Annotated in this window: 19 protein-coding genes; 13 read left to right on the top strand and 6 right to left on the bottom strand. The window is 66.8% G+C overall.

Going from position 1 to position 17,709, the window contains the following annotated elements; all coding sequences use genetic code 11:
* Positions 1-143: 143 nt before the first annotated feature.
* A complete protein-coding gene (locus tag ABS64_RS00475) occupies positions 144-506 on the bottom strand; it encodes a hypothetical protein (protein ID WP_292680020.1) in 363 nt (120 codons plus the stop codon).
* A 580-nt stretch (positions 507-1,086) separates the two neighbouring features.
* Here ABS64_RS00475 and ABS64_RS00470 point away from each other — a divergent pair.
* On the top strand, positions 1,087-2,079 hold the full coding sequence (locus ABS64_RS00470; protein ID WP_292680018.1) for an ImmA/IrrE family metallo-endopeptidase: 993 nt from the start codon (positions 1,087-1,089) through the stop codon (positions 2,077-2,079).
* A gap of 111 nt (positions 2,080-2,190) precedes the next feature.
* Here the strand turns inward: ABS64_RS00470 and ABS64_RS00465 are convergent, their stop codons facing one another.
* The 5 genes from ABS64_RS00465 to ABS64_RS00445 all read right to left on the bottom strand — a co-directional run bounded on the left by ABS64_RS00465 (position 2,191) and on the right by ABS64_RS00445 (position 5,883).
* Positions 2,191-3,351, bottom strand: coding sequence for an alpha/beta fold hydrolase (locus ABS64_RS00465; RefSeq protein WP_292680017.1), 1,161 nt, complete (start codon positions 3,349-3,351; stop codon positions 2,191-2,193).
* A complete protein-coding gene (locus tag ABS64_RS00460; protein ID WP_292680015.1) occupies positions 3,348-4,352 on the bottom strand; it encodes a hypothetical protein in 1,005 nt (334 codons plus the stop codon). The genes ABS64_RS00465 and ABS64_RS00460 overlap by 4 nt, the downstream gene beginning before the upstream one ends.
* On the bottom strand, positions 4,349-4,825 hold the full coding sequence (locus tag ABS64_RS00455; protein WP_292680013.1) for an ImmA/IrrE family metallo-endopeptidase: 477 nt from the start codon (positions 4,823-4,825) through the stop codon (positions 4,349-4,351). The genes ABS64_RS00460 and ABS64_RS00455 overlap by 4 nt, the downstream gene beginning before the upstream one ends.
* Positions 4,822-5,349 (bottom strand): hypothetical protein, encoded by a 528-nt coding sequence (locus ABS64_RS00450; protein WP_363331256.1) that lies wholly within the window; start codon positions 5,347-5,349, stop codon positions 4,822-4,824. The genes ABS64_RS00455 and ABS64_RS00450 overlap by 4 nt, the downstream gene beginning before the upstream one ends.
* Before the next feature lie 216 nt (positions 5,350-5,565).
* Positions 5,566-5,883, bottom strand: a complete 318-nt coding sequence (locus ABS64_RS00445; RefSeq protein WP_292680011.1) for a winged helix-turn-helix transcriptional regulator — start codon at positions 5,881-5,883, stop codon at positions 5,566-5,568.
* A 228-nt stretch (positions 5,884-6,111) separates the two neighbouring features.
* Here ABS64_RS00445 and ABS64_RS00440 point away from each other — a divergent pair, with 228 nt between their 5' ends.
* From ABS64_RS00440 to ABS64_RS00385, 12 genes are all read left to right on the top strand, one after another.
* On the top strand, positions 6,112-6,813 hold the full coding sequence (locus ABS64_RS00440) for a hypothetical protein (RefSeq protein ID WP_292680009.1): 702 nt from the start codon (positions 6,112-6,114) through the stop codon (positions 6,811-6,813).
* A 1-nt stretch (position 6,814) separates the two neighbouring features.
* Positions 6,815-7,426: a M23 family metallopeptidase gene (locus ABS64_RS00435; RefSeq protein WP_292680007.1), complete on the top strand. Its 612-nt coding sequence runs from the start codon at positions 6,815-6,817 to the stop codon at positions 7,424-7,426.
* Positions 7,427-7,445: 19 nt separating this feature from the next.
* Complete coding sequence (locus ABS64_RS00430; RefSeq protein ID WP_071044042.1) at positions 7,446-7,745, top strand: hypothetical protein; 300 nt, start codon at positions 7,446-7,448, stop codon at positions 7,743-7,745.
* Positions 7,745-9,286: a hypothetical protein gene (locus ABS64_RS00425; RefSeq protein ID WP_292680004.1), complete on the top strand. Its 1,542-nt coding sequence runs from the start codon at positions 7,745-7,747 to the stop codon at positions 9,284-9,286. The genes ABS64_RS00430 and ABS64_RS00425 overlap by 1 nt, the downstream gene beginning before the upstream one ends.
* Positions 9,283-10,776 carry an SCO6880 family protein gene (locus tag ABS64_RS00420; protein ID WP_292680002.1) on the top strand — a complete coding sequence of 498 codons (1,494 nt, stop codon included), beginning with the start codon at positions 9,283-9,285 and terminating at the stop codon, positions 10,774-10,776. The genes ABS64_RS00425 and ABS64_RS00420 overlap by 4 nt, the downstream gene beginning before the upstream one ends.
* On the top strand, positions 10,776-12,380 hold the full coding sequence (locus ABS64_RS00415) for a hypothetical protein (protein WP_292680001.1): 1,605 nt from the start codon (positions 10,776-10,778) through the stop codon (positions 12,378-12,380). The genes ABS64_RS00420 and ABS64_RS00415 overlap by 1 nt, the downstream gene beginning before the upstream one ends.
* Positions 12,377-13,651: a ParA family protein gene (locus ABS64_RS00410; RefSeq protein ID WP_292680000.1), complete on the top strand. Its 1,275-nt coding sequence runs from the start codon at positions 12,377-12,379 to the stop codon at positions 13,649-13,651. The genes ABS64_RS00415 and ABS64_RS00410 overlap by 4 nt, the downstream gene beginning before the upstream one ends.
* Before the next feature lie 12 nt (positions 13,652-13,663).
* Positions 13,664-15,502 carry a TraM recognition domain-containing protein gene (locus tag ABS64_RS00405; protein WP_292679999.1) on the top strand — a complete coding sequence of 613 codons (1,839 nt, stop codon included), beginning with the start codon at positions 13,664-13,666 and terminating at the stop codon, positions 15,500-15,502.
* Positions 15,499-15,891: a hypothetical protein gene (locus tag ABS64_RS00400; protein ID WP_292679997.1), complete on the top strand. Its 393-nt coding sequence runs from the start codon at positions 15,499-15,501 to the stop codon at positions 15,889-15,891. Before ABS64_RS00405 ends, ABS64_RS00400 begins: the two co-directional genes overlap by 4 nt.
* Complete coding sequence (locus ABS64_RS00395; RefSeq protein ID WP_292679996.1) at positions 15,888-16,364, top strand: hypothetical protein; 477 nt, start codon at positions 15,888-15,890, stop codon at positions 16,362-16,364. Before ABS64_RS00400 ends, ABS64_RS00395 begins: the two co-directional genes overlap by 4 nt.
* Before the next feature lie 34 nt (positions 16,365-16,398).
* The gene (locus ABS64_RS00390) at positions 16,399-16,851 is read left to right on the top strand and encodes a single-stranded DNA-binding protein (protein ID WP_292679994.1); all 453 of its coding nucleotides are present in this window, start codon (positions 16,399-16,401) and stop codon (positions 16,849-16,851) included.
* Positions 16,852-17,054: 203 nt separating this feature from the next.
* Positions 17,055-17,618 (top strand): hypothetical protein, encoded by a 564-nt coding sequence (locus tag ABS64_RS00385; protein WP_292679992.1) that lies wholly within the window; start codon positions 17,055-17,057, stop codon positions 17,616-17,618.
* Positions 17,619-17,709 lie beyond the last annotated feature (91 nt).

The raw sequence follows: 17,709 nt of genomic DNA, 5'->3' as shown, positions 1-17,709 counted from the left end.
GGAACTCGGACGGGTAGGGCTTGGGCACAGCAACATCCTTCCAGGCCCACCCCCGCGGGCAAGCCAGATCAGATGTCACCTATTCGTGCAGCAGTCCCGATCACTCTCGCGCATTGTGGTCATTCAGCGACCCTCCCTGCAGGCTAGAGCGACTCGTCCACCGCTGTGACCGCGTCCTTGACCCGCACGGTGACGCCAGGCTTGGCCTTCTTCACACGCTGAGCGACCATACGGCTCTTGTACTGCATCGCAATGCGGTCAAGTGTCTGCGATCGCTTCTGCTTTGGTATCGAAGCTTCAGAAAGGATCACATTGACCAGGTCATCGGAAAAGATCTTGTTGAGCTTGTCTCGCTCACTCGACGTCGACTCGCTGACGATCTTGCTGTTGCCGCCGACCTTGATGTGGACGACAACCTTTCCGCCATCATTCTGAATCGCAGTCACCTTTGGCGCGTTCGATGGAGCGACAGGGCCGACTTTGACTCGAGCAACCTTCTTGGCCACCTCAGTTCCCCCCATCAGCTGAGCACGCGCTGGACCACAGGCACCCCGCCTGGCTCCGACAAGCACAGACTCGCTCGACCCTTGACGCATTACGTCCAGGCTGCCGCCAGGCGCGCACCACTGGTTGCCGAGCAACGGCATGCAACGAGCGCAATGTGCCTCCGGACCTGTCGGCACCGGCCGACTTCGTCCCCGGTTTACCATCGGGGCAGGCGCTCCCCTGTGGGGAGGAACGTCTGAACAAGCTACCGGAGCACTTGCCCGATCGCCCAATCCCAGTCATCCCCGACCCACCGCTCTCGTCACGCTTCTGTGTGTTTAGTGTGCAGCGATTCACGGATCTAGCCGATTCAAGCGTCGGCGTGTCACGATGTCGACGTGTCATCAGGCCAGCTCTGGATGGGGAAGAGATGGTCCGCATACAAGGTGAAGGTAGCAGCGGAGACTCCGAGCGAACCGGGAGCGGGATGTGAGCGGTGAAAGGAGTTCCGCTGACCACGACGTCGACCCGGCGCGTCTGAAGTTCGCGATGACACTCGGCGGCTATCCGAGTTACGCGGCGCTCCAGCAGGAGTCAGGGGTGAGCAGCGACACGCTGCGCGGATGGCACAAGCAACGAGTGGAGCGCCCGTCACCTAGCTCGCAGTCGGCTGTCGAAGGCGCGTTGCCAGTGACCTTTGACTTCCTGACGGACCACACACCCCTACCTCCCCTCCGGAACGTCAACTTCAGGAACCTCCAATCAACAGAGGAAAACGACCGTGCTCAAATGCGCGCATACCTAACCGTTGCAGCGCTAACAGCGCAAGGTCTTCTCGGGACGCGCGCGGCACCGATTGGCACCATGCCGCTGGACTCTCACGGCGTCGAGCAGGGGGCGTCGGTCGTCGCCGCCGCCAAGTTCCGCTCCAGCCTCGGCATGGGGTCATCGCCGGCACCGAATCTTGTGCGCGTAGCTGAGAAGCTCGGGGTTCTTGTCGCGTATGGACCGCGGCAGACCGCGAACATCGATGCGTGCTCGGGATGGGTCGGCGCCAATCCCATCATCGTGCTCAACCCCGCTAAGGGCGATCACTACCGTCAGCGCTGGGACATGGCGCACGAACTCGGGCATCTTGTGCTGCACCGCCAATCCCGACCGCCAAGCAACCGGACCGCCGAGGCGCAAGCTGAAGCCTTTGCCGAGGCGCTGCTGTTCCCCCCATACAACCGAGCCATGGCTCGGTTGAAGGCGGTGGTGAGCTCGTCCGCGCCGTTCAGCAGCCTGGTTGCCTTCCAGGAAGAATGGGACATCAGTGTCGACGCATTGTTGTACCGACTCTCCAGGGGCGCGCGGGGATCGCTACGCGACGCAGTCATTCGCCGTCAGAAGGAACGCGAGGACATCGCACCAAAGAGTGAGCCGGTTGGTTCCGCCCGCCCCGCAGAAGAACCGACGATACTTGCCGATGCAGTTGACGAACTTCGAGCCGAACACGGCGCGCCTTTCGCAAGCATTGCGTGGGAACTCGGCCTAAAGCCCGAACTGCTATCCACCCTCGTAGCGCGACGGCCGAACTCAGTGCCGATGTAGCGCTCCCGCAACACCTGTTCCAGCAACATCGAGTCATCCACTGCCTACCGCACGCGCTGAGCCAACTTCGGGCCGGCTATCCATGCCCCGTCACGGCTCTCCCCGCAGGGGTCATGGTTGGAGGGTGCGCTCGCCGAGCCACTCCAGAGCTTGGCGCTGCCACCGGCCCGAGTCTGAGTTCCATCCCAGAGTGTGATTAGCACGGAACGTCTCGAGTTGGACCGACTCCGAACGAAGCCGCGCGAGTCGATAAGCCACAGCGGGCGGCGATGAGGTGTCGTCCACCCCCTGAAAGATCAGTGTCGGAACCGACAGCATCGTCGCGCGGGCAATCCAATTGAAGCGGCGTAGCGGCACTGCCGAGCGCGATCCGACAAGTCGTGCCAGTGGACCGCATTGCAGCCACGGACGAGCGAGCACGCCAACCTGTGGGGCCAAGCCGACGCGTGCACAATTCGCGGCGATGGTCGCGCTCCAATCAAGGACGGGCGAGTCGAGGATAAGTCGATCGATGACGCCCTTGAACTCCTCGTCGGCGGCGACTTGCAGCGCGATCGCTCCGCCCATCGACCATCCGAACAGCACGATGCGCCGGGCGCCGTGCGCGATCGCGAACCGCACTGCGGCACGGACATCGTCGGTCTCGGTTACACCGAGTGTCGAGCGGCCCGACCCCGCCATGGGCCCTTCGCCATCGTTGCGATACGTGACCACGAGCGAGACAAAACCTGCGTCAGCCGCGACTTTCACCCCACGGAGCGTGCCAGCGCGAGGGCTCGCCAACCCGTGGATGTGGATTGCCCAGACGTTCGTCGCGTTCGCGGTTGGGCGGATCAGCCATGCTGGCGCGGGGCCGACCAGGGTCTCCACAACCACGTTCTCGGCGTGGAGACCAGCGTCGGCTGGATCGCGATAGTAAATGCCGCTCCACGACGCGCGCTGGCCAACTGCCAGCCCGTCCGCCGGCTCGGTCGACTCGACCAGCCGCGTCACCGTTCCAGCGTCCTCGCCGACGACCGGCCCGAGCCGAACCCACCCGCCGCCCTCGAGCCACAGGTTGTAGACGCCCGTCGCCACCGTCGATGGGTTGCGGTCAAGGACGACCGCGTCGTGGCCCTCATGGCGCATAATGCCGCGGACGGTGAGGCTGTAGACCCTTCCGGACGGCGGTGCCGTAAGCCTTCGCGCGATCGCGAACCCGAGCCCGGCCGCCCCGGCGAACAGGGCCAGACCGAGTGCGGCGACGGCCGCGACTCCTGCGCCCGCCTTCAACGAGCCGCCCCCGTCGCGAGGCCGCCACTCGACCTACCCGCGCCAGGCGCGTGCCCGAGCAGGTGCTCCTCCGCTGCCTCGACGATCACGCCTTCAGCATCACTCAACTCGAACGAAACGCGTGGGTCGACAGCGGCGTCCCGGATCTCCACGAGTTGGCGGTGGAGCCGTGTCTCCGCATCGGCAGCGCTGAACCCAGCATCCTGCTGGCTCATGCCCGGCCGAACGAGATTCGCCCGCTGCCAGATCGGCGTCGTCTGCGAGACGAGCCGGCGGGTCGCACTGGCCCGTGAGCGAGCACGCATCCAGCGGATCGCAGGCTGGCTGGCCAGCCCCAGACAGAGGAAGAGGAACGTCGACAGGAACAGCGGACTGTACGCACCACCAAGACCGAGCATCAGCGAGATGTCGCCTGCGAGGTGAGCGATGTCCATCGCGATCACGACGGCGGCCAGCACGAGTCCGAGCGCACTTCCGATGAGGAGCGAGACCGCTGGCAAGCGGTCCACCCCCCTCCCGAGGCGGATCTGCCGGGTCGTGACCGCAGCCATCGCCGTCAACACGATCGCGTCGTACACGAACTGTGTCATCGAATAGGCGGCAGCTGCGGGCTGTGCCCCGAAGTCCAGCATGAAGGTCGTTGTCGTGACCCCTCGGTCGATGAACGCGAACGCGACAATGGTGCAAACGAGTGCCACCGCGAGGACAACCCGCCCGAGCGCGAACCGCACGATCCGCGGCCTATACTCCGTCGCCTTGGCAACTGCACGCCCAAGGAAGAAGATGCCGAGCATCAGTGCGAGATCAGCGACCAGTGTGACCAGGTTGGTGCCGCCAAGCAGGTGATCGACCCAGCGGTACAGGCCATCGATGTTGAGCGTCATCGCCACAGCAATGGTCAGCGCCGACCACAGGATGCTGCGGTCAGCGCGACCGCGTCGCAGGATGAGCAAGCTCAGGACGAGCAGCCACAGCAGCGCGGAGACGAGGATCTGGGTCACCCAAAGATCTCCAAGAACTTCGACTCGTGCATCACCGACCCCCGGATGGCGCCGGCAAGGTGGTCAGCGAGCGACTCGGCGGCGATCTCGTCCGCCGTGACAAGGTCTTGGCGTCGAAGCAGACGCCGTCGCGTCAACGGCGCGATGTCGGGAAGCAGAGGGTCCGCACCATCCGCGTCATCGTCGTGGCCGTGGTCGAGAATGATGTGCGCCAACTCGTGCAGCACGAACTGCTGCCGGTGAAGCCGCGACTCGCTTCGGGCGTGAATGACCAAGTCTTCGGTGTCCCTGATGAACAGAAGGGCGCAGATCCCGTCACGGTCGCTCAGGTCCGCCAGTTCGACAATCCGCAGTGGGCGGCCGCGCCGGCGCTCCACCGCACTCACGAGCTCGTCGAATGTGAAGGAATCTCCGAGTTCGAGTTCCTCTAGCGCCTCCGGCGCGCGCGTTGCGACCTTCACTGTGTCCGTCACTTCCCTCCAGAGCCGTCGGCCGTGATCACCGTCCGCGGACCGCGTGCGGCCGACTCCCCATTCGATTCGTTGTCGAGGAATCGGGTGATTGCCTGGAGCGCTTCGGGAGAGATGTCGCCCAGCGTGCGGGCCGCGTAGGACTTGACCTTCGCAGCTCGCATGGCTCTGACGAGATCGAGCTGCGCGGCAACCTTCGCCGGCATTGGCGCATCGGCACCGCCGGCGAGGAAGGCCGGATCCACCTCGAAGAAATCCGAGAGCGCTTCAGACAGCGCGCGATCCTGCACGAAACGATGACCGTTGACCATGTACGTCCACCGTGACCGGGACAGGCTGACGCCCCGCGTCTGAAGGAACGCGGCGATCTGCGAATATGTCGGCTCCTCGCCGGACTCGGCGATCGATACGTCAAGCAGCAGACGAAGGCGCTTCGCCAGTTCTTCTGCTGCCATCTTGCTCTCGTCTTCCGTCATGTCTTCACGACCATCCTTCGCCTCGGGCAGGGAAGGGACTCCGTTGGGCATGCCCAACGACCCAGTTGAGGATGCTCAAATTACTCGTTGGGCATGCCCAAATCAACCGTTGCGCTCGCGCGACAACAGGTGCAAGCATGAACGCCTCACGCTGTTGGGCATGCTCAAACGGCATCCCGCGATGCGGCGCCGACCCAAGGGAGGTTCGACATGTCGAGACAAGCGATCCGCGCGACTCGACCGAGAGTGCAGCCGGCGGCCAGTCGACTAGAACTCCCCCAGCACCTGCTCGAGCCGCATCACCATCTCGGTCACCTGCGCGTCGTCTACGGTGTAGCGGACTCGCTGCCCGCGGATGGCGACGTCGCGCGGCGGGTCCGCGAGGATCAGCCCCGCGTCGAGCAGCTTCTCGAGCCCGTTGGCGATCGTCATCTTCGGGAGCGCGATCGCCTCGGCGATCTCCGAGCGCGTCAGTCCAGGGTTCTTCCGCAGAAGACCGATGATGGTCGCCTGCATGACGTTCCCGAGCGCGTTGATGGGATCCTCCGCGTAGTCACTGTTCGCGGGGCGGGCGTAGCGAGGCACGAGCCCAGTTTGGCGCACCGCTCCACCGTCGTCCACAAGAGGGATTCAAAAAATGCTTCACAAATGGAGTGTACGGCTATATGCTTCCCTCATGTCAAGCGAAGCGACCCCTCTCAACGCGGCCCGATCGGGCGCCGCGTCAGGGCTGTCGCGCTGGACGCTCACCGCTCGGGCAGGTGACGGCGGGCGATGACTACTCCACGGAACACCCGGCGCACGCGAGGCATCGTGTGGGCGATTGTCGGTGGAGTGGTGCTGCTCATCGGCATCCTGGCGATCATCGTCGCGTCGCTCTTCTCGGGCGGCGAGACGCCGCCCCCTTCCGAGACCACTCCCCCGGACTCGACGCCGACGACCGAGCCCACCGAGCCGACGACGGACGAGTTCGTCGATGCATCCGTCGCCGAAAAGGGCTGGGTGCCGGAGCCGATCACGACGGATGCCGAGGCCTACGTCCAGGCGGCGCTGGCTGCGGCATCCACGTTCGACACCCAGTTGAGCACACGCGCAGAGTGGCTCACGTATCTCGACACGTGGTTCACGCCCGACATCCGCTACACCTCGGAAGAGGACCGCGCCTCCGACATGCAGGCGTCGCAGCTCGAGCTTCGTCAGAGCGTCGTGCTCCCCGAAGCGGAGTGGGACTCCCTCGCAAACGAGGACGGCCGCGTCACCGCGGCGGTCACCGGCGACGTCGAGTTCGCCGAGGTGCCCGATGACGCGTCGGGCGACATGAGCATCGGAACGGCCGACGTCGTGCTGACGTACACGCGCTCGGACGGCAACGGCGGAGAGACCTCGTACGACGACACGGTCCGCGTGAGCGTCCAGGTCCTGTGCGGCGAGGGATCGGTCCCGACGCCGGACACAACGCAACAGGAAGGTGACTGCAAGGTCGTCCGCTACTTCTCGGGGTCATTGGAGCCCTGACATGGGAGCCCCGGTCGCCGCCGCAGCAGCCCTCGCGAACACGAGGATCGGGCGGAGGATCGCGATCGGGGCTCTCCTCTTCGTCGCGCTCGTCGGCGGGATGCTGATGACGCCGCTCATCACGATTCCGTTCGCGGTGGCTGGCGAGCAGGTCACGCAGGAGGTCGAGACGAAGGCGGGGCCGGTCGCGAACGGCGACTGGGGATACCCGCTCGCGGGCGACTACTCAAAGGGCCGCGGGTTCGGGTACAACCCCGTGATCGGATGCAGCTACTGCTCGACCAACCACCAGGGCTACGACATGGCTCAGGGCTGCGGCGCGACGATCTACGCCGCGGGCCCCGGCCGGATCATCACCGCGGGTTCGTTCTACGGCTGGGGGAACACGGTCCGCATCGACCACGGCGGCGGCCTCGTCACGCTCTACGGGCATATGCAATGGGGCTCGATCCGCGTATCGGTCGGTGATGCCGTCAAAGCCGGAACGGCGCTCGGCGCCGAAGGCAATACGGGCCGCTCGTTCGGCTGCCACCTGCACTACGAGGTGCAGCAGGACGGCGCCGCCATCGACCCTCAACCGTTCATGGCCGCTCTCGGCCTTCCACTCAAGTGATGCACCGAAGGAGAACACCATGCGATACCTACTGACAGCACCGGCCGAGGTCGATATCCCCGACATCGAACCGGACTTCTCGGCACCCTTCTTCGCCGGCTTCCAAGTCGTCGCCTCGTACATCCTCGCGGGCGCGATGATCGTGGTGCTGATCATGCTGATCATCGCCGGCGCATCGCTGGCCTTCCGCGGCCTGGCGTCGGATCGCATGCGCACGTGGGCCGGCGAGAACATCCTCTGGATCTTCATCGCCGCCGCCGTGCTCGGAGCCGCGAGCGGACTGTTCCAGTGGTTCGTCAACTTCGACTTCGGCTTCTGATGCGCATCCTGCGGTCGCTGCTCGTCGGCGCGGTGGTCGGGCTCGGCCTGACCCTGACCGCACTGACTCCGGCGAGCGCTGCGCCAGCATCCATCGATGTCGTACCAGCTGCGGCGAACGCATCACCGGTGACAGATGAGCCCTGGTCATCCCCCGCCTACCCCGTCGACTGCTTCCGCGTCGACGCGCAGATCACCTGCACGCCGCAGAACACGGCGGACATCAAGCCGCAGCAGTGCTTCATCAACGTGTTCGTCGACGGCGCCAAGGCGACAGTGTGCACGACCGATGAGTCGCACGTCTCGGCCATCAAGACGAGCGGCGGCAAGCCGCTACTCGTCGAGTACGGATGCTCGCTGGGTGACGTCGTGTGTGTCACGTTCGAGAACGCTGGCCGCGGCATGGCGCTGTCGGCGACCTCGATGATGTTCGCCGTCGCGCAGAACATGCGCTTCGACACCTCGTCACTCCTATGGACGGCAGCGACGAACGAGTGGTCGTTCTGGCAGTGGGCGATCCTCGCCGTGCTGTTCGGCGCGATGGTGTGGGCGGTCGCCGCTGCGATCGTCTCGGGCGACCGCGCGGAGCTCGTCGGCGCTCTCGTGCGCAGCTTCATCGCGGTGCCCGCCACGGCGATCACGCTGTGGGCAACCGGACACCTGCTCAACGCCGTGGATGACCTCACTTGGTACGTCATGAACCGCGATGGCGCCGACGGACTGTTCGCGACCCTGCAGTCGGTCATGTGGGCCGGCGGGCAGGCGAACTACTTCTTCGCCTTCGTCATCCACACGCTGTTGATGCTCGGGATGCTGCTGCTCATGCTCGTGTTCGCGTTCCGCAACATCGTGCTGGCGGCGCTGATCGCGGTGGGCCCGATCGCGTGGATGCTGTATCCCGCCCGTGCCGTCGGACCGCAGTGGGTCGTCCGATACGTGTCGGCGGTCTTGGTGCTGCTTCTCACCGGACCCCTGACGATCGGCTTCGTCACCCTCATCATCAACGGCCTCGCCGGTGTGAAGACCATCTGGGATCCGCAGTCGTGGCCGCTGCTCATCGGACTGGTGCTCGTCGCGTTCGCGCCATTCGCGGTGTTCGGGCTCTTCAGCTTCGTCGGCGCCGTCGCCGCCGACTCGGTCGGCTCGGCGGTCGGGTCACGAGCTGGCCACGCAGCGACAGGCGCCGCCCGATCGGTATCGCGCATCCCCAGTCGCGCCGGCTCATCGCCCGCCGGTGTGGCGCCGCGTTCAGCACGACCGGGCGCCCCGGGAGCCGCCGGCCCCTCGGGCGCGAGTGGAGGCGGCTCCACGCCGGGTCGGCCACCACGGGGACCAGCCGGCCACTCCGGCACTCCTAGCTCGACGGTTGGTTCCGGCACCTCACCCGGAGCGAGCCCGTCCAGCGCGGGCGCTCCGGCACCGTCGTCCGCCAGCTCCCCTCCGGCGCCCCGGCCCTCGTCGCGGCCAGCACCTTCATCCGCTCCATCGCCGTCCCCGTCTCCCTCGTCACCCCCTCGCCCTCGAACTGAGAGGACCGCATGATGTCGACTCAGGACCTCGCCCGACCCGTCCGTCTGCCGCGCCGATCGAGGCAGGGCGTGGTGATGGGCATGGACGGCTGGCAGCTCACCTGCCTGACCGCGGCCGCCATCATCGTGCTGATCGGTGTCAACCGTTTCGGCCCGCCGGGACTCCTCTATGCCGCGCCCCTCTACCTGCCGATCGGCATCTTCGCGTTCGTGACGGTGCACGGTGACTCCGCACCGCGGCAGGTCGGACTCTGGTTCATGAAGCAAGTACGCCACGCGACCGGCGCGACGCGGCAGGTGTACCGCCCCGAGCGCACGCACCTCGCCGGCACACTCAACCTGCCCGGCATCCGCGCATCCATCCAGCTCTGGGATGTGGACGACGTCGCGTGCGTCTACAACCCGCACGACCGCGCGGTGTCGGTGACCGCCGAGGTCGAGGTGCAGGGCTTCCTCATGAAGGACGACCCGGAACGCTTCGACCTCACGCAGCAGTGGGCTCCGGTGCTCGCGTCGTTCACGCAGCGTCCGGGCATCAAGCGCGCGGTGCTGCAGGAGCGCACGATTCCGACGACGATCCGGCCCGCTCGCGACCACTATCAGTCGGTCACGCTGAAGCGGAAGCTCAACGGCGACTCCCCCGTCGCTCACAACTACGACGCCGTGATGGACAAGTCCGAGCGGTACGCGGTCTCGCACCGCAACTACCTGACGTTCACCCTCGATCTGATCGCGCTCGGGCCCCAGTTGAAGTCGCTCGGCGGTGGTGAAGACGCGGTCAAGGCTCTCGCTGCCCTCGAGGCCCGCAACCTCGCGGACGCCCTGAGCGCAGCACGGATCAGCGTGCGACGGTGGCTGACGACTCGCGACGTCGCCGCGCTCGCCCGGGTGGGCTTCGACCCCGAGTTCGCCGCCAACGTGCAGAACCGCGACGACGACCACATCGGTGTCGATCCGGTAGCGATCGGGCCGATGTACCTCGAGGAGCCGCGCGGCAAGAACGGCGTCGTCTACACGGACTCGGGGGTCCACACGACGCTCTGGATTCAGGAGTGGCCCCGATCCGACACCGCGGTCGGATTCGTCGAACCGATCGTGTTCGCACGGATGCCGGCCACCGGCGAGGCGATCACACACATCATGTCGATCGTCCTGACGCCGGTCTCGGTCAAGAAGGCGATGCGCCGCATCGAGGACGACAAGAAGGTCTGGCGCGGCAACGAACGGCTTCGCGCGAAGCGAGGTGTCGACGGTTCGGCGGCGGATGCCGCGGACTGGGACGCGCTCGAGCGCCAGGAAGAGGAGATCGTCGCCGGCCACGGCGAGTTCCGGTACGGCGCCTACCTCACGGTGAGCGCCCGCAACGAGGAGTTGCTGGATCAAGCCATCGCGGGCATGCGCAACGCGCTCGCGCGATCCGGCATGGAGCCGCAGATCCTCTACTGCCAGCAGGCCGAGGCCTTGATGGTCAATGTGCTCCCCATCGGGCTGGGGATGAAGTGATGGCCCGCCGCGTCGTCTTCTTCGAACCGGGCGACCTGTCCAAGCGCGACCGCGGCGCGATGCGCCGGCAGATCGCGCGCGATGCCCACGAGGAGCGCCCGCCGAGGAAGCGCCGCCGCGAGCGTGCGCTGCCCGAGGCTGCGGTGCCCGGCCCGTTCGGCCCCGGGCTCACCGAGGGCGGGTACTGGAACCTTGCGCGTCCCAGCATCCCGGCCCATCAGGCGACGTCGCGACAGATCGCGGGCATCTACCCCTTCGTGGCGGATGCCGGACTCGGGCACCACGGGCCGATCCTGGGCGTCGACCTCAACGCCGATGCGCTCTTCCACTTCTCGCCGTGGGAGGCGTACGCCAACAACACCGACCGGCAGACGCTCTCGACGAACGTGCTGGTGCTCGGGGCGTATCGCGCAGGCAAGTCCGCGACGATCAAGACTCTGGTGACACGCTCCCTCGCGTTCGGGCACCAGACAGTCGTCCCCTCCGACCCGAAGGGCGAGTGGGTGACGGTCGCCGAGGCGATCCCCAATGGCGTCGTCATCCGTATCGGTGGCGGAAGCACCGCTCGCCTCAACCCGCTCGACCGGGGCCCGCGGCGGGCGGATGCTGACGACGAACAGGACGAGAAGATGGTCCGTCAGCGCCGCATCACCACCCTGGTGTCGCTCGTCGAGATGGCGCTGGGCTCAACGAAGCTCACCGCCGTCGAACACGCAGCACTGCATGAGGCCCTCGAGCGCAGCATCCGGTCGACCGGCGACCGCCCGACGCTGCGCAACGTCTACGAGCACCTCGGGGCGATCGTCGAGGATGCCGGCACCGACTTCCGCCTGTCGGACGGCGCCGTTCAACCGCGGTTCGTCCTGCGCCGGTTCGTCGACGGCGACCTGTCTGGGCTGTTCGAGGACGAATCGACGGTGGCGTTCGACGCGGATGCGCCAATCGTCGTCGTCGACACGAGCGAGCTCTTCTCACGCAGCGAGCTCGTCGCGCAGCTTACCCAGGTGTGCACGACGGCGTGGATTCAGGCGGTCGTGTCGGACCGGTCGGCCAAGCGCACCCGCTACCTCATCCGCGAGGAGGGCTGGCGCGATATGACCTCGCTCGCCGCGCTGCAGATGTTCCAGCAGTGGCTGAAGCTGTCGCGCCACTACGGCATCAGCAACATCGTGATCCTGCACAAGATGGGCGACCTGGATGCCGTGGGCGACGCGGACTCGCGGGAGCGCAATCTCGCCTACTCGATCGTCGGCGACATCGAGAACAAGTTCATCTTCCGCGCGAACCATCAGGAGGCCGCTGCCCTCCGTGATCGCCTGAACATCCCCGCGACTCACGTCGAGGACGCGCGTCGGCTGCGGATGGGCGTCTTTCTCGCCTACGTCGGTCAGTACGCCTACGTCGTCGACTGCTTCGCGACGTCGACGAACTGGGAGTACGAGCTGTTCGCGACAGACAGCGCGCTCGAGCAGAACGTCGAAGGCGACGCGATGCCGTACCTGTTCGACCCGGATGAACTCGACCGCTTCTGGCCAGACGAATCCCCCACCGACACCAGCCTTGACGGGTGGCTGTCACCGACCTGGAAGGAGACACAGCAATGAGTCTCGACACCACGCTTCGCGCGTACGCCACGGTCACCGGACCGACGGCCACGTTCACTACGCCGGAGGGGCTCATCGAGCCGCTCGCGGCGACTCCCACCGACGACATCCGGCAGATGATCGTCCGCCGCGCAGTCGATGAAGCCCGGCGCGCCCGTCAGCCCGTCGAGCTCGTCACCACGGGCGATCGCGGAGAGCATCACCTGTGGATCGACGCCGACGGGACGCTCGTGACGGCAGCGGCGAGCGCGCCCGAACCTGCGACGGTCGCCGCCCACATCGAAAGCCCATCGCAACAGGGAAGGGAGGTGAACACCGAAGCTCCGGGGCACGAACCGCTTCGCAACCACCGTGCCCCGGAGCCTCCCTCGCGCCCGAGCTTCATCGACACGTCCTCCGCCGGCGAGCCGAATAGCGGCGGCTGGCGTGCGTTCTTCGCTCGGCTGGGCTTCGGTCCGTCTCCCGCCGAGCTGAGGCGACGAGCCGACGAGCGCGAGGTGTCGCAGCAGTGGGCCGGATGCCGGACCATCGCGATCGCAAATGGCAAGGGCGGCGTCGGCAAGACGATGACCACCGCGATGCTGGCCGCGGTGTTCGGCCGCTACGGCGGCGGCAACGTCCTCGCGTGGGACAACAACGACACCCGAGGCACGCTCGGCTGGCGTACCGAGGCAGGACGATACGACACGACGATCAAGGATCTGCTGCCGGCGGCATCCGATCTGCTGGCGACGGGCGCCGGCGTCTCCGACATCGCACGGTACGTGCACCACCAGCCGGTCGATCGGTACGACGTGCTGCGCTCGAACCCCGAACTCCTCGCCGTGCACCAGCGCATCCTCACCGCCGAGTTCGACCTGCTGATGCAGGTCGCCGCCCGGTACTACCGGGTTGTCATCTTCGACTCCGGCAACGACGAATCGGCGGAGCGCTGGCTGCGCATGGTCGACTCATCGAACCAGCTCGTGCTGCCCACACTCGCGACACCCGAGTCGGCCGAGTCCGCCGCACTCCTGCTCGATGCGCTCCGCGAGCGCGACGAGCGATCGCGCGAACTCGCGGACAACGCGGTCGTGGTCGTCACGGAAGCCGAGCCGAACCCGCGTGGGGCGAACCGCATCGCGGAGGGCTTCTCGGGCCACGTCCGTGCAGTCGAACACATCCCGTTCGACCCCGCCCTGAAGTCGGGGGCTCTGCGTCTCGACAACCTGCGCACCCCCACGCGCGATGCGTGGATCCGCGTCGCCGCGGCCGCAGCCCGGGGCCTGTGAGAGGAGTCGGCCATGGAATCGATGCTCGGCAGGGGGATCGCGGTTCTCATCGCGATCTCGTTCGTTCTCAGTCTCGTGTTCGGCTTCCTCGCCGAACTCGTGACCAACATCGTCTGCGGCGCTCGGCCCGAGGCCGACAACATGTTCTCGGGGCTCTGGCTCGCGATCACGGGTGACACCGCGGTGTATGCGGCGCCGGCGGGATGCGCGTTGCCGGTGATCGGCATCCGGATCGTCGACCTCGTCGCCGTGCTCCTCGTCATCGCCCTCGCGATCCTGGGGCTCATCGCCTACCGGCGCTACAAGGAGTCGGACCAGGCGTTCGTCGCCGACCTGCGATCGCGCATGGGCTTCGCAGAAGCATCCGAGATCCGCCAGTACCTCTCGGGCAAGGCCGTCCTGCGGCGAGCGCGGCAGCTGCGGCCCGACATCGCACGCCCCAAGCCGACGGACGTGGGGTGGCGTGTCGGCCGTTCCCGCGGCACCGACGTCTACGTCTCCATAGAGGACTCGGTCGCGCTCGAGGGACCGCCCCGCTCGGGCAAGGGGTATCGCGTGCTGATCTCCGCGATCCTCGACTGGTCCGGGCCGTTGATCACCACTTCGACGACCAACGACAATCTCACCGCCACCCTGCGGATGCGCGAGCGCCGCGGGCAGGTGCATGTCTTCGACCCACAGGGGCTTTCGGGTGTGCGGCATCCGCTTCGCGTCTCGCCGATCGCGGGGTGCGAGGACCCCTTGGTTGCCATGCAGCGCGGCAGCGCCATCGTCACCGGTACGGCGCTCGGAGCGTCGTCGACCAACGGCGAGTGGGCACAGGCATCCGGCGTGGTGCTGGGCCGGCTCCTCCACGCCGCCGCAGTTGGGAACCGTCCGATCGAAGAGCTCTACAACTGGGGCACGAGCCCTGTCCTCGCGCGCAAGTCGGCTGTGTCGATCCTGCGCACCGACGGCGCATCGGGCTGGGGAGACAATCTCGAAGCGACGCTGGCCGGCGACGACAAACTCGTGTCTTCGATCTGGTTCGGGGTACAGGGCGCGGTCGCGCCTCTCGCGGTGCCGAAGATTCGCGACGCCCTCACGCCGCAGCCGGGCGACCCGGTGTTCGATCCCGAGGAGTTCCTCGCGGGCGCAAACACGCTCTACCTCGTCGGTTCTCGGTCGGGCGCCTCGGCGATGGGCGGATTCCTCGGCGCCCTGCTCGACGACATCGTCGAGGTGGCCCGTCTGCATGCACTCGCGTCGCCGGGCTCACGGCTTCAGCATCCGCTCGGCCTAATCCTCGACGAGATCGCGAACATGTTCCGCTGGGGCAACCTGCCGCAGATCATGGCCGACGGCGGAGGCCGCGGCATCTGCACCTTCGTCGTCCTGCAGGCCCTGTCGCAGGCCGAGACGTCGTGGTCGCGCGCCGAAGCCGACACCATCTGGGCGGCGGCGACCGCGAAGGTCCTGCTGGGCGGAGCGTCGCACGTAGGCCACCTGCGCGACGTCGAGGCGCTGCTCGGAACCCGTCAGACCAAGCGCACCCAGCGCTCCTGGTCCACGCGCGAGTCCGGCCACTCCACGAGCGAGCAGCACGAGCGGCTCCCCCTAATGTCGGTCGACGAGATCAGGCGAATGCCGCAGAACGTCGGTCTGCTCGCCTATCGCAACCGTCGAGGGGTGTTGCTGGACCTCGCCGGCTGGGACGCGCGGCGCGACGCTCGCGAGATCCAGAGCGCCAAGCGCGCGACCGAGCAGGACCAGCAGACAGTGTTCACCGAGACCCGCCGGCCCGCTCCGCGGCCGGTCGTTGACCCCGAGCCCGAGCCGGAGGCCGCGCCCGAGGCGGTGAACGAGGAATGAGCAATCGCCGCAAGCCCCGAGCCTCGAACGCATACCGCTCGGAGTTCCTTTCCTCCCCCGCGTGGTTCGCCCGGCGTGCGCGGTGGTTCCGCAAGCAGGAGCGTCTCGGCCGCGCGCTCGCGTGCGCCGGATGCAGGTGGCCCGCCACGCCCGAGCAGCTCGAGCTGCACCACCTCGACTACCGCGGCGTGCGGTTCGTCGACGGCTCCTGGCGGGCGTTCGAACGTCACGACGATCTCGTGCCGATGCATCCGTATTGTCACGGTCTGCTCCACCAGTTGATCGATCGCGACCGGGTGCTGTCGCACCATCGTGGTCGACGGGTCGCGTCGGCGATGGCGCTGGCGATTCTTCAGAGGCGGATGCGCGAACTCAGGGAGACGTCATGAACGAGCGAGAGCGAACACCTGAGGAGATTCAGGACTCGATCGCGCAGCAGCTGTCGGGCCCGCCAATCCTCACGCATCCGACCGAGCCGGCGGGCGTGCCGCCGGTCGATTGGCGCCACCTGTCGTCCGACGAGTCACGTGCCGCGTGGACCGCGCTGCGCACGTGGGTGGAGTGGTTCACGGTGCGCTACAGCGTGCCGATCAGCGTCGTGCCGGCGTGCTGGTGGAAGCACGGCGCGCTCGTCGAGGAGCTCTCGGCGCTCCACAACTTCCATCAGGCGTCGTTCGACAAGAACGACTCGGGATACGGCCCGCTCGAGTGGCACGAGCGGCTCGCGCAAGCGCAACCCCGATTGCAGCGTGCCGGGTCGGGCTGCACCAGCGGGCACTACGAACTGAAGCCGCGGTCGTGGGTCGGAGAGACCGACGAGGCGGAGTGGGACGCGTGGATCGACCAGAACCACGCCAACTGAGGCACGAGGTGCCTCCCGAATGGAAGGAAGAAGGATGACAACCAGAATCCCGGTCACCATCGAGGGCAACCTCACCGGCGACCCCGAGTACGGCGCGAGCGAGTCGGGCAACGAGTACGCCCGGTTCAGCGTGGCCGTCAACGACCGCCGTCTCAACGAGACCACCGGACGCTGGGAGGACGCGGGAACGGTCTTCCACCGCGTCGTCGTGTTCAACCAGCAGGCCCGCAACGTGGCAACGTCGCTCCGCAAGGGCGACACCGTCATCGTCAGCGGCGACCTCCGCTTCGGCACATACACCGACAAGGAGTCCGGCCAGACCCGCGAGACGCGCGACATCGTCGCGGACAACGTCGGGGCATCCCTGAAGTACGCACCGGTCGCGGTCGAGCGCGCCCCAAAAGCTAGCGGCCCCGCCGCGCGCAGAGCGCCGTCGGGGCCGACAGCCGAGCCGGTCTCGTCCACCGGCATCGGGATCAGTCGCTGACCCATCGCAACAGGAGAGCGGCGTGGGAGTCACTGTACTCCTGCGCCGCTCTCCTACGTCGATGCTGCCGCCTGCCCGAGGGTCGCGAGCCAGGTATCGTCGACTGAACGATCGCCGGGGATATTCGCGAGCGTCCGGCCGGACGGCGTATTGGGGGAGATAACCTCGGGTGCGGGCGAGGCGTTCGGCGCGAGAGCTACGACATGGAAGTTGGCCGTTCAGTGGAAGATGTTGACCTGCGCCGCCTGACAAAGGACGAGCGCGAACAGTATGCGCGCTACACGCACATGAACAACCTCCCGACGAGCGAACAACTGCGAGCTCACGGTCCGACGTTCATTGCGCTCGCGGTGTGGATGGTGCTCGTGATCGGGCTGTTTGTGGGGTTCGCCAGCGCCGGCAGGACAGCCGCCGGCAGCTACAGCGCCCGAGATAACCCAGACGCTGCGATGCTCCTGGTCCTCGCCCTCGTCGTCATGCTTGGGGGCATTCCGGTCGTGATCATGATCGCGGTTCGCGTCGGCAACTCAGCGCTCGCGCGATATCGCGCGGAGTTCCTGAAGCGCATCGGCTACGAGTCACGTCCGACTCGAACGAGCCCGACCACTTCCTCGTACGACGAGTCCACAAAGTCTCTCCGCCAGCTGCAACACGAGTGGTATGAAGGCCACAGCGAACTGGACTGGCGCGATCGCGAGCGCGCCGAGATGTACGGCATCGATGTGGACACCTACATCAACAACGTTCTGGAGAACGACAAGGACTAACTCGCGGGCGAGTCGATGCGTGCCTGGTGACTGGATTCACTCGGCGTACTTCTCTCCTCCCGCACGCCGGTAGCAGGAGGAGAGAACCGAG

It is taken from the genome of Microbacterium sp. SCN 69-37 (assembly GCF_001724435.1).
Classification (GTDB): Bacteria; Actinomycetota; Actinomycetes; order Actinomycetales; family Microbacteriaceae; genus Microbacterium; species Microbacterium laevaniformans.
The sequence above is the reverse complement of the archived record's forward strand: the minus strand, read 5'-3'. Positions and strand labels throughout refer to the sequence as shown.

Excerpts from the sequence above, each read along its gene's own strand:
- ABS64_RS00430 (WP_071044042.1), top strand. The coding sequence starts at position 7,446 with ATGCGATACCTACTGACAGCACCGGCCGAGGTCGATATCCCCGACATC.
- ABS64_RS00420 (WP_292680002.1), top strand. The coding sequence starts at position 9,283 with ATGATGTCGACTCAGGACCTCGCCCGACCCGTCCGTCTGCCGCGCCGA.
- ABS64_RS00415 (WP_292680001.1), top strand. The coding sequence starts at position 10,776 with ATGGCCCGCCGCGTCGTCTTCTTCGAACCGGGCGACCTGTCCAAGCGC.
- ABS64_RS00405 (WP_292679999.1), top strand. The coding sequence starts at position 13,664 with ATGGAATCGATGCTCGGCAGGGGGATCGCGGTTCTCATCGCGATCTCG.
- ABS64_RS00385 (WP_292679992.1), top strand. The coding sequence starts at position 17,055 with ATGGAAGTTGGCCGTTCAGTGGAAGATGTTGACCTGCGCCGCCTGACA.
- ABS64_RS00410 (WP_292680000.1), top strand. The coding sequence starts at position 12,377 with ATGAGTCTCGACACCACGCTTCGCGCGTACGCCACGGTCACCGGACCG.
- ABS64_RS00395 (WP_292679996.1), top strand. The coding sequence starts at position 15,888 with ATGAACGAGCGAGAGCGAACACCTGAGGAGATTCAGGACTCGATCGCG.
- ABS64_RS00400 (WP_292679997.1), top strand. The coding sequence starts at position 15,499 with ATGAGCAATCGCCGCAAGCCCCGAGCCTCGAACGCATACCGCTCGGAG.
- ABS64_RS00390 (WP_292679994.1), top strand. The coding sequence starts at position 16,399 with ATGACAACCAGAATCCCGGTCACCATCGAGGGCAACCTCACCGGCGAC.
- ABS64_RS00435 (WP_292680007.1), top strand. The coding sequence starts at position 6,815 with ATGGGAGCCCCGGTCGCCGCCGCAGCAGCCCTCGCGAACACGAGGATC.
- ABS64_RS00425 (WP_292680004.1), top strand. The coding sequence starts at position 7,745 with ATGCGCATCCTGCGGTCGCTGCTCGTCGGCGCGGTGGTCGGGCTCGGC.
- ABS64_RS00450 (WP_363331256.1), bottom strand. The coding sequence starts at position 5,349 with ATGCCCAACGGAGTCCCTTCCCTGCCCGAGGCGAAGGATGGTCGTGAA.